General features: G+C 69.8%; 10 protein-coding genes and 1 pseudogene. 5 read left to right on the top strand and 6 right to left on the bottom strand.

The window, feature by feature from the left end; all coding sequences use genetic code 11:
• Positions 1-18: 18 nt before the first annotated feature.
• The 3 genes from nusA to EZH22_RS06750 all read right to left on the bottom strand — a co-directional run bounded on the left by nusA (position 19) and on the right by EZH22_RS06750 (position 3,615).
• Positions 19-1,617, bottom strand: coding sequence for a transcription termination factor NusA (gene nusA, locus EZH22_RS06760; protein WP_203194951.1), 1,599 nt, complete (start codon positions 1,615-1,617; stop codon positions 19-21).
• The gene (rimP, locus tag EZH22_RS06755; protein WP_203194950.1) at positions 1,617-2,468 is read right to left on the bottom strand and encodes a ribosome maturation factor RimP; all 852 of its coding nucleotides are present in this window, start codon (positions 2,466-2,468) and stop codon (positions 1,617-1,619) included. The genes nusA and rimP overlap by 1 nt, the downstream gene beginning before the upstream one ends.
• A 649-nt stretch (positions 2,469-3,117) precedes the next feature.
• A complete protein-coding gene (locus EZH22_RS06750; RefSeq protein WP_203194949.1) occupies positions 3,118-3,615 on the bottom strand; it encodes a universal stress protein in 498 nt (165 codons plus the stop codon).
• A 246-nt stretch (positions 3,616-3,861) separates the two neighbouring features.
• Between EZH22_RS06750 and EZH22_RS06745 the strand changes: the two genes are divergently transcribed.
• Positions 3,862-4,299, top strand: coding sequence for a GlcG/HbpS family heme-binding protein (locus EZH22_RS06745; protein ID WP_203194948.1), 438 nt, complete (start codon positions 3,862-3,864; stop codon positions 4,297-4,299).
• 27 nt (positions 4,300-4,326) lie between these two features.
• Here EZH22_RS06745 and EZH22_RS06740 read toward each other — a convergent pair whose 3' ends face one another.
• Complete coding sequence (locus tag EZH22_RS06740) at positions 4,327-4,932, bottom strand: malonic semialdehyde reductase (protein WP_203194947.1); 606 nt, start codon at positions 4,930-4,932, stop codon at positions 4,327-4,329.
• A 256-nt stretch (positions 4,933-5,188) separates the two neighbouring features.
• Here EZH22_RS06740 and EZH22_RS31640 point away from each other — a divergent pair.
• From EZH22_RS31640 to EZH22_RS06730, 4 genes and pseudogenes are all read left to right on the top strand, one after another.
• Positions 5,189-6,412 (top strand): annotated as a pseudogene (locus EZH22_RS31640) (pyridoxal phosphate-dependent aminotransferase); the annotation flags it as partial.
• A 7-nt stretch (positions 6,413-6,419) separates the two neighbouring features.
• Entirely contained in the window at positions 6,420-7,100 is a 681-nt protein-coding gene (locus EZH22_RS32810) for an AbrB family transcriptional regulator (protein ID WP_408647722.1), read from the top strand.
• Entirely contained in the window at positions 6,998-7,525 is a 528-nt protein-coding gene (locus EZH22_RS32805) for an AbrB family transcriptional regulator (protein WP_408647721.1), read from the top strand. Before EZH22_RS32810 ends, EZH22_RS32805 begins: the two co-directional genes overlap by 103 nt.
• An 88-nt stretch (positions 7,526-7,613) precedes the next feature.
• Positions 7,614-8,027: a DoxX family protein gene (locus EZH22_RS06730; RefSeq protein ID WP_203194945.1), complete on the top strand. Its 414-nt coding sequence runs from the start codon at positions 7,614-7,616 to the stop codon at positions 8,025-8,027.
• A 28-nt stretch (positions 8,028-8,055) separates the two neighbouring features.
• Here the strand turns inward: EZH22_RS06730 and EZH22_RS06725 are convergent, their stop codons facing one another.
• Together EZH22_RS06725 and EZH22_RS06720 are read right to left on the bottom strand one after the other, a co-directional pair.
• The gene (locus EZH22_RS06725; protein WP_203194944.1) at positions 8,056-8,820 is read right to left on the bottom strand and encodes a M48 family metallopeptidase; all 765 of its coding nucleotides are present in this window, start codon (positions 8,818-8,820) and stop codon (positions 8,056-8,058) included.
• A gap of 61 nt (positions 8,821-8,881) precedes the next feature.
• Positions 8,882-10,315, bottom strand: coding sequence for a polyhydroxyalkanoate depolymerase (locus EZH22_RS06720; RefSeq protein ID WP_203194943.1), 1,434 nt, complete (start codon positions 10,313-10,315; stop codon positions 8,882-8,884).
• Positions 10,316-10,471 lie beyond the last annotated feature (156 nt).

Here is a 10,471-nt window from a genome sequence, read left to right as displayed (position 1 = left end):
CTGGGTCATCTCCTTGTCTCAGGCTTCGTCGGCAGCGGCGGCGTCTTCGCCTTCCGCTGCCGGCTCGTCGGCCTCGATCCAGCCGGCGGTGACACGGGCCTGCATGATCAGGGCCTCGGCGTCCTCGCGGGAGAACTCGAAGCCGTCGAGCGCGCCGGCATGGCGAACCGTCTCGCCGTCCTTGCGCTCGGTCCAGCCGGTGAGGTCGTCCGTGGCGCAGCCGGCGAGGTCCTCGACGCTCTTGATATCGTTCTCGCCGAAGGCGACCAGCATCTTGGACGTCACGCCCGGCACCGCCTTGAGGTCGTCCGCGACGCCCAGCTCCTTGCTGCGGGCGTTCAGGGCCTCTTCCACCTCGGCGAGGTGCTTGAGGGCGCGGGCCTGCAGCTCCGCCGCGGTGTCCTCGTCGAAGCCCTCGATGGAGGCGAGCTCGTTGATCGGCACGTAGGCGATCTCCTCCACCGAGGCGAAGCCTTCGGAGGAGAGCAACTGGCCCATCATCTCGTCGAGATCGAGCGCCTCGGAGAACATCTTGGTGCGCTCGGCGAATTCCTTCTGCCGCCGCTCGCTCTCTTCCTGCTCGGTCATGATGTCGATGTCCCAGCCGGTGAGCTGGGTGGCGAGGCGCACGTTCTGGCCGCGGCGGCCGATGGCCAGCGACAGCTGGGCGTCGGGCACCACCACCTCGATGCGCTCGCGATCCTCGTCGAGCACCACCTTGACCACCTCGGCGGGGGCAAGGGCGTTGACGATGAAGGTGGCGATGTCGTTGTTCCAGGGGATGATGTCGATCTTCTCGCCCTGCAGCTCGTTCACCACCGCCTGCACGCGCGATCCGCGCATGCCGACGCAGGCGCCCACCGGGTCCACCGAGCTGTCGCGGGAGATGACGGCGATCTTGGCGCGGGAGCCGGGGTCGCGGGCCACCGCCTTGATCTCGACGATGCCGTCGTAGATCTCCGGCACTTCCTGGGCGAACAGCTTCGCCATGAACTGCGGATGGGTGCGCGACAGGAAGATCTGCGGGCCGCGCGGCTCGCGGCGCACGTCGTAGACATAGGCGCGGATGCGGTCGCCGGTCTTCACCGTCTCGCGCGGCAGCAGCTCGTCGCGGCGCAGGATGCCTTCGCCGCGGCCGAGATCCACCACCACGTTGCCGTACTCGACCCGCTTGATGAGGCCGTTGACCACGTCGCCGATGCGGTCCTTGTACTCGTCATACTGCCGGTCGCGCTCGGCCTCGCGCACCTTCTGCACGATGACCTGCTTGGCGCTCTGCGCCGCGATGCGGCCGAAATCGAAGGGCGGCAGGGTGTCGGCGATGGTGTCGCCCACCTGCGCCGCCGGATTGTGGCGGCGGGCGCCGTCCAGCGTGATCTCGGTGGCGGTGTTCTCCACCTCGTCCACCACCAGCAGATGGCGCGCGAGGCGCAACTCGCCGGTCTTGGGATTGATGTCGGCGTGGATGTCCGTCTCCTGGCCGTAGCGCGAGCGCGCCGCCTTGGCGATGGCATCCTCCATGGCGGCGATCACGATGCCGCGGTCGATGGACTTTTCCCGCGCGACCGCGTCGGCGATCTGCAGGAGTTCCAGCCGGTTTGCGCTGACGGCAACCATCAGTGCGTCTCCTTCACGGTGCTGGCGGGTGTGGCCTCGAAGCCGGATTTCTTCTTGGCGTTGGACTTCTTGGACGTGGGCTTGGCACCCTTGGCCTTCTTGCCCGCGACCTTGCCGGTGGCGCCCTTGTTGGCGACCGGCTTGCCGGACGCCTGCTTGGTGGACGCCGGCTTGCGCGCCGGGGCCACGGGGGCGGGCGTCTCGTCGGTCGGCGCCTCGTCCGCGTCCGCATCGCCCTCCTCCTCGCCATCGAGGAAGGCTTCCGCCTCCTCGTCGAGGGCCTGGCCGGCGGCCTTGGCGGCGCGCAGGGCCTCGCGGATGAGGGCGTCGGTGAGCACCAGGCGGGCGTCGTGGATGTCGGCCAGCGGCAGGCGGACGGTGGCTTCCTCGTCGGCCCGCGCGTCAGTGCGGCGGACCACAGCCATGTCGCCCTCGGCGCCGATGAGGATGCCGCGGAAGCGCTTGCGCGTGTCCACGGCGTGGGCCATCTCCACCTTCACCTCGTGGCCGGCCCAGCGGACGAAGTCCGACAGGCGCACCAGCGGGCGGTCGATGCCGGGGGAGGACATTTCCAGGCGATACGCGCTGGAAATGGGATCTTCCACATCGAGCACGGGTGAGAGGGCGCGGGATGCGGCCTCGCAATCGTCGATGCTCATGGTGCCGTCGGGACGCTCGGCCATGATCTGCACGGTGCCGCCGTCGCGGTTCGTCACCTTCACGCGGACGAGCCGGTAGCCGAGCGTGCCGAGCACGCCGGCGGCGATGGCGGCCACGCGGGCGGCCACCCCGGTTTCGGTGATGAGGCGCGGCTCGTTGGGATCGTCGAGCACGGCGTTGATCTCGGTCATGTCCCTCCGGGACGCGTGATCTGCAACGGCTGGTCTGCCGAAGGGGCGTCCGGCGGTTCGGCACCGGCGCCCGGTTGAGTGTCTCGCCTCGCGGCTGGCAGGTCGTGTCCGGCAGGGGCCGGATAAACAGAAACGGAGCGGGTCCCGGGAGGGGCCCACTCTCATCACCTTCGACTGCGATGGCGCTGAGGCATCCCCATCGGGGACGGCGCTAATATAGCTGCAAATGGCGAAGGTGCAAGCGGCTCGCGTCGGAGCATCCGGGCACCTTCTTCCCGCGTGTTCCTCGTCCGGCGCGGGTCCGGGCGCGGGGCTCCGCCGCATTTGCGCCAAAGAGAACGTGTTCAAGGCCGCCTCGTCGCCGCACGGCCCGCTGTTCCCGGATCGGGCCCGGTCCGCGCCATCGCCGTCGGCCGCACTGCGCATCCGGACGGCACATGCGGGCGGCGCACCTGATCCGCACGCGTCCCCAGATCTCCGGGTCAGAGATCTCCGGGGCCCGGATCTCCAGCGTTTCGAACCGCCCTGTCGGCCGAGGCCCATGTTTGCGCGTCAATCGGCCGGGCAGCGCGACCGCCGGGACGGGATCTTGTGTCCCTCCCGGCGGTGAAACGGGAGGGCCGAACCCCAGCGCCTTGATCCGCCAGCCTCAGGCGAGGGCGTCGAGCTCGGCGTCGGTCAGCGCCCCCGGCACGATGGTGACCGGGATGGGAAAGCTCGCCGCGCGCCCCGCCGCCAGCGAGGAGACGAGGGGACCCGGCCCTTCCTTCCCCACGCCCGCCGCCAGCACCAGGATGGCGATGTCGCGGTCCTCGTGGATGAGCGCGGCGATGATCTCCGCCTTCTCGCCCTCGCGGATGACGCATTCGGGCGTGAGGCCGGCAACCTGACGGGCGCGGGCGACGAATTTTTCCAGCCGCGCCTCCATCTCCTCGTGCGCCTCGGCGCGCATGAGGTCGGCGACCCCCAGCCATTGCTGGGCGACGCCTTCGAGCTCCAGCACGCCCAGAAGCACCAGGCCGCCCTCGGTGCCGGCGGCGCGGCGGCTGGCATAATAGACCGCGCGGTCGCACTCGGGCGTGTCGTCCACCACCACGAGGAACTTGCGGCGGTGGCCGGGTTCGTGGCTCTGGCGCGTGGCAATCATGGGCCGTCCGGGCTCCGTCATTCGGGCGCGCATGGTGCCATGGCGCGCGGTCCGGGCAAGAGCGGGAATTGCCGCGTCTCCCCCGGCACCGGCACCGGCACCGAACTCTGCCGCGCCCGCGCGGGACGCGGAACCCGGGGCGGGTGAAGAAAACGCGCCGAACCAAAGGCCTGGAAAACCAACGCGGAAATACTCTAGACCGGGACGGGGGCGCCGGGTGGGCGCGCCAGCACGGGAGATGTCGCGGTGTCCGAACTCAACCTGGAACAGGCTCAGACCATGGTCGCGGCGGCGCTCGCCCATGCGCGGGCCAATGCCATGAACCCCCTCGCGGTGTGCGTGCTCGACGCCCGCGGCGCGCTCAAGGCGTTCGCGGCGGAGGATGGCACCAGCCTCAACCGCGCCGATATCGCCAGAGGCAAGGCCAACGGCGCTCTCGCCCTCGGCATGGGCTCGCGCTCCCTGCTCAAGCGGGCCAAGGACCAACCCTACTTCATCTCCGCCGCCACGGCCGCCATCGGCGGCTCGCTGATCCCGGTGCCCGGCGGCGTGCTCATCCGCTCCGGCGAGGGAAAGATCATCGGCGTCGTCGGGATTTCCGGCGACACCTCGGACAATGACGAGGCCTGCGCCGTGGCCGGCATCACTGCCGCCGGCCACCTGCCTGATCCCGGCGCGGACTGAGCCGGCGCCGGGACATGGGGAAGCGGCTCAGAGGATCTGGGCCGCTTCCTCGAAGGCGAGGCGCGGCAGGCGGGGCATGACCTTCTCCGGGTCGCCATGGCCGATGGCGGCGATGAAATTGGTCTTCACCGTGCCCCCGGGGAAGAATTCGCCGTCCACCTTGGCGGCGTCGAAGCCGGACATGGGCCCGACATCGAGGCCGAGGGCCCGCGCCGCGAGGATGAGATAGGCGCCCTGGAGCGAGGAATTGCGGAAGGCGTGCGGCTCGATCGCCGCCGGGTTGTTCACGAACATGTCGCGGAAGCCCGGATTGTGCGGGAAGACCTGCGGGATCTTGTCGTGGAAGTCGAGGGCGTAGCCGATGAGGACGATGACCGGGGCGGCCAGCGCCTTGAGGTTTCCCGGCGACAGGCCCGGGCGCAGGCGCTCCTTGGCCTCCGGGGTGGTCAGGAAGACGAAGCGGGCCGGCTGGGTGTTGGCGGAGGTGGGGCCGGACTTCACGAGGTCATAGAGCGCCCGGATCTCGGCCTCGGTGACGGGCGCGTCGGTCCAGCCGTTCTGCGAGCGGGCGTCGAGGAAGAGGCGGTCGATCGCGGCCTGGTCGATGGCGGCGTTCTCGATCGTGGCGGTCATGCGGCGTGTCCTTGCTGGGTCGAGGCGCGTGCGGGCGCCGCGGCCGGGGAGAGGGGTCCACGGTGGAGGTACGACCTGCCGCCCGCCGGCACAATGACCGAGCTTGCAAAGACCCCTTGCACCGCTGCATTGAGACCCATCAGCCACAGTGATCCCTCCGCCACGGCAATTGATAAGCCTTCGGAGGCGCGAGCCATTATAGGATCGCGAGCCGCCTGATCGCGCGCCTTGCCTAAATTCGTTTCATGAGCCCGCCATGACCCCGCAAGCCCTGCCGCTCCTGCCCCACGCCGAAGGGGATGACCCCTATCTCGAGCGGGTGCGCGCGCATGTCCGCGCGCTCCCGGAGAGCGGCATCGTCGAGGTGATGAATTACGGGCGGGCGCGGCCCGGCATGATCCCCCTCTGGGCCGGGGAGGGCGACGTGCCGACGCCGCCCTTCATCTGCGAGGCGGCCGCCGCCGCGCTGCATGCGGGCGAGACCTTCTACACCTGGCAGCGCGGCCTGCCCGAGCTGCGCGGCGCCATCGCCCGCTACATGAGCGGCCTCTACGGCATCGCCGAGGATCCGGAGCGCTATTTCGTCACCGGCTCCGGCATGCAGGCGATCCATATCGCCCTCGCCATGGCGGTGGGCGCGGGGGACGAGGTGATCATTCCCTCGCCCGCCTGGCCCAATGCCGCCGCCGCCGCGCAGAAGGCGGGGGCGCGGCCGGTGCCCGTTCCCTTCCGCTATGGCCCGCAGGGCTTCACCCTCGACCACGAGCGCCTCGCCGCGGCGGTGACGGAGCGGACCCGCGCCATCTTCCTCAACACGCCGGCCAACCCCACCGGCTTCGTGGCGACCCACGACGACCTCAGGGCCGTGCTCGCCCTCGCCCGCCGCCACGGTCTATGGATCATCGCCGATGAGATCTACGGCCGCTTCTACTACGACGCGGACGACGGCACCCCGGCGCGGGCGCCGTCGCTCCACGATGTGATGGCGGACGACGACCACATTCTCTTCGTGCAGACCTTCTCGAAGAACTGGGCCATGACCGGCTGGCGCGTCGGCTGGATCGAGGCGAACCCGAAGCTCGGGCAGATCATCGAGAACCTGATCCAGTATTCCACCTCGGGCGTCGCCGCCTTCATGCAGCGTGGCGCCGTGGCGGCGCTCGACCTCGGGGAGGGCTTCGTGGCCGAGCAGGTCGCCCGGGCCCGCAGGGGGCGCGACCTCGTCGGCGACGCGCTGCTCGCCACCGGGCGGGTGGACCTGGTGAAGCCCCCCGGCGCCTTCTACCTGTTCTTCGGCATCGCGGGGCGGGCCGACGTGCGCAGCCTCGGCCTGACGCTGGTGGACGAGGCCAATGTGGGCCTCGCGCCGGGCACCGCCTTCGGCCCCGGTGGAGAGGGCTTCATGCGCCTGTGCTTCGCCCGCGGCGATGCCCAGCTCGCCGAGGCCAGCCGACGCCTCGTCGCCTGGCTGAAGGGGCGGAGGCGGCGTGACGCTGCTGCGGTTCCAGGTCCGTTCCGCCGTCGCGGCCGGCGTCACCCTCGGCGCGGCGGCGCTGGGCGGCCTCGTCTTCGCGCTCGCCGGCCTGCCCGCCGCGTGGATCTCCGGCGCGCTCGTGGTCACCATCGCGCTCGCGGTGGGAGGCGTGCAGATCGCCGTGCCGGAATGGACGCGCGTCCTCGCCTTCATCGTCCTGGGCACCTCCATGGGCACGGCCCTGACGCCGGAGACCTTCGCCCGCGCCGCCACCTGGCCGGTGAGCATGGCGTGTCTTGCCGGCAGCGTCCTCGGCACCATTGCGGGGGGCATGCTGTTCCTGTCCCGCGTTGCCGGCTGGAGCCGGGAAACCGCCTTCTGGGCCTCCGCCCCCGGCGCCTTCGGCACGGTGATCGCCATGGCCGCGGACACGCATGCGGACCTGCGCAAGGTGGCGTTCGCCCAGGCGCTGCGGCTGTTCCTGCTGGTGGCAGCCCTGCCCAATGTGCTCGCTGCGGTGGGCCTCGCGGCCGGGGGCTGCCGCCGCCGCCGCATGTCTCGAGCCTTGCGGAGGTGGGCCTGCTGCTCGCGGTGTGCTGCGGCACCGGCCTTCTCGCCGCCCGGCTCAGGCTGCCGGGAGGCCTCATCATCGGGGCGCTGGCCGGGAGCGCGACCCTTCACGCCTTCTCCTTGAGCAACGCGGTGCTGCCGCCGGTCCTGCTGGTGCCGGCCTTCGTCGTGCTCGGGGCGAGCGTGGGGGTGCGCTTCCTCGGCACCACGCTCGGTGCCATCCGCTCCTATTTCTTCGCCTCGCTCGGGGCGCTGCTGGTGGCTTCGGCCGTCTCGACCGCCTTCGCGCTTTTGGCGGCATGGCTGACCGGTGACGATCTCGGCAAGCTCGTCACCGCCTTCGCGCCGGGGGCGCTGGAGGCGATGACGGCGCTGGGCTTCGCCCTCGGCTACGACCCGGCCTTCATGAGCGCCCATCACCTGTTCCGCTTCGCCGGCCTGTCGGTGGTGCTGCCGGTGGCGGCCCGCTTCATGTTCGCGGCGGTGGAAGAGGTGGAAGGGCCGGATCGGAAGCCGCAGCTCACCGGCCAGGAGCCGCACACGAAATAGTGTGTGCGGTGCAGCATCGTCCTGCTTGAGGTCGCTTCACGCAACGGCAGAATGCGCGCTCCCGTTACCGCCCTACAAGGAGAATGGCGTGCGCGTTCTGGACGATCTGGCACTTCTGGTGGGGCGCTTTTGCGCCGCGGCGCTCTTCCTGCCTGCGGGCATCAGCAAGATGGGCAAAATCGCAGGCTTTGCCGGCAGCCTCGCCGCCAAGGGCATACCTTTTCCCACCCTCATGGCCTACCTCACGGTCGTGGTGGAGGTCGGCGGCGGGCTGCTGCTGATCCTGGGCCTGTTTCCCCGCATCACCGCGGTGGTGCTCGCCGGCTTCGTCGTGATCGCCACGGCCACGTCGCACGTGTTCTGGATTCTGCCCGATCCGGCGGCGCAGGCGGCCCAGCAGATCCACTTCTTCAAGAACGTGGGGATCATCGGCGGGCTGCTGTTCTACTTCGCCTCCGGTGCCGGCGCGTTCGCCCTCGGTCGCAAGGCCGCCGCGGTCTGAATACGGAGCACGCCGGGGCGGCGGGCGCTCACGCCCCGCCGTAACGGTGGAGGTCGGAGCCGTTGCGACGCAGCCACGCCTCCGCCTCCCGCCGTGCCGGGCACACCTGCTCCACCAGCCGCCAGTAGCGCGGGCCGTGGTTCATCTCGAGCCGGTGGGCCACCTCGTGGGCGGCGAGATAGTCGAGCACGAAGGCCGGCGCGAGGATGAGCCGCCAGGAGAAGGACAGGTCGCCCTGCGCCGAGCAGGAGCCCCAGCGGCTCGCCGTGTCGCGCAGAGTGATGCGGCCCACCTCCACCTTCAGCGCCGCCGCATAGCGCCGGACGGCCGGGCCGAGGTCGTGGCGCGCCTCGCGCTTGAGGAAGTCCTGCACGCGCCGGGAGAGGTGCGGGGCGTCGCCGGCGACGTTGAGGGTGGCGGGTTCGCCATCCTCCTGCGCCGGGGCGATCCACACGGTGCCGCGGGCCTCGGGACGATGGACGATGCGATGCGGCTCGCCGCGCAGCGGGATGATCGCGCCGTCGGCGAAGGGCACCGGCTCCGGCAGGCGCACCAGGCGCACCCGAACCCACTCGCGATGCCGCTGCACGAAATCGTGCGCGAAGGCGAGGGGCACATGCGGCGGCGCGGTCAACGTCACATCGCGGGCGGCGGCGCGGACCCGCAGGGTGAGTCGCCGGGCCTGAGGGTGCCTTCGTACCGCCACGCGCAGCGGACCGTCATCGAGCATCAGCTCGATCCATTCGGCGCCGCGGGTGAGCGGCGCTTTACGGTCGTGGCGGCGGAACAGCATGATACAACCGGAGCGACGTGGGTATCCGCATCTTCACCGGAATTGCGCCGGCCTGCCAGTCCTAAGTGGGAGCAATCCGGGGATAAAGCGCGGTCACCTTCGCGCCCAGCCCGAAAACGTCGGTCTCGTCGTCGGCGGCGGTGAGGGGCGCCGGCGCTGGCCGCTCGGGGGACGGCCGCGTGGACGTGGCGCCGCGCGGCAGCTCCTGGGAGAGGATGAAGTCGGAGATGCGCGGCGCGATCTCGGAGCGGAAGCGCGATCCGTTGAACACGCCGTAATGTCCCACGCCCGGCTGCTCCCAGTGGGCGCGCTTGTCCTCGGGGATGCGCGGGCACAGCTTGTGCGCCGCCTTGGTCTGGCCGATGCCGGAAATGTCGTCCTTCTCGCCCTCCACCGTCATCAGCGCCACGCGATGGATCACCTCCGGCTTCACCGGCCGGGAATGGTGCAGGATCTCGCCCTTGGGCAAGGCATGGGTGATGAAGACGTTTTCAACCGTTTCAAGATAGAAGTCGGCGGTGAGGTCCATCACCGCGAGATATTCGTCGTAGAAGTCGCGGTGCTTCTCGGCGGAATCGCCGTCGCCCTCCACCAGATGGCGGAACAGGTCCCGATGGGCCTGCAGGTGGCGGTCCAGGTTCATGGACATGAAGCCGTTGAGCTGGAGGAAGCCCGGATAGACCTCGCGCATGGCGCCCGCATGGGGCCACGGCACGGAAGTGATCACGTTGCGGCGGAACCAGTCGATGCCGCGGTCCTTGGCGAGGGCGTTGACCGCGGTGGGGCACTCGCGGGTATCGATGGGGCCACCCATGAGGATCATGGACTTGGGCACGTAGGGGTCGTCCTCGGCCTCCATGCGGGCGATGGCCATCAGCACCGGCACGGCGGGCTGGCACACCGCCATGACGTGGCAGTCGCCGCCCATGCTGTGGAAGATGGAGATCAGGTAGTCCACATAATCGGACAGGCCGAAGCGGCCCTCCGAGAGCGGCACCAGCTTCGCGTCCACCCAGTCGGTAACGTAGACGTCATGGGTCGGCAGCATGGCTTCCACGGTGCCGCGCAGCAGGGTCGCGTGGTGGCCGGACACCGGAGCCACGATCAGGAGGCGCGGCTGCGGCCGGCGCGGCGGATATTCGAATGCACGCTCGAAGTGCAGGAGGTTGCAGAAGGGTCGGCGCCAGACGGTATTCACATGCACCGGCACGCTCTGTCCGCCCACGCTGACGCGGGGAATGTCCCATTCCGGCTTGCCGTAGCGCCGCGTGGTGCGCTCGAACAGCTCACAGGCGGCCGCCATCGATTTGCCGAGGGTGGTATGGGAGACCGGATTGATGGGATTCTTCAGGAAGATCCGGCTGGCATCCGCCAGGGCCCGCGACGGATTGAGCGCCGCGTGGCTCATCTCATACATCCAGTAAAGGGGAGTCGAGAGGCCGACATCGCCCTGCGGCGGCAGGCGCATCGCGCTTGCGAACTCACCAATTGCCATGTTCGCTCCTCGCGTTTAGTGCGCTGTTCGCGATCTTGTCGTTACGAAGCGTGGGCGCACTCACAGGTTTGGTCAATGCCGACAAAAGACATAGGACGCTCTCGCGGGTCTTGTATGACCAAGATGTCACAATGCCCTTGCGGCAGTGTTACCGTG

This window comes from Xanthobacter dioxanivorans, from assembly GCF_016807805.1.
Classification (GTDB): Bacteria; Pseudomonadota; Alphaproteobacteria; order Rhizobiales; family Xanthobacteraceae; genus Xanthobacter; species Xanthobacter dioxanivorans.
This window is presented reverse-complemented; position numbering and strand designations above follow the sequence as displayed.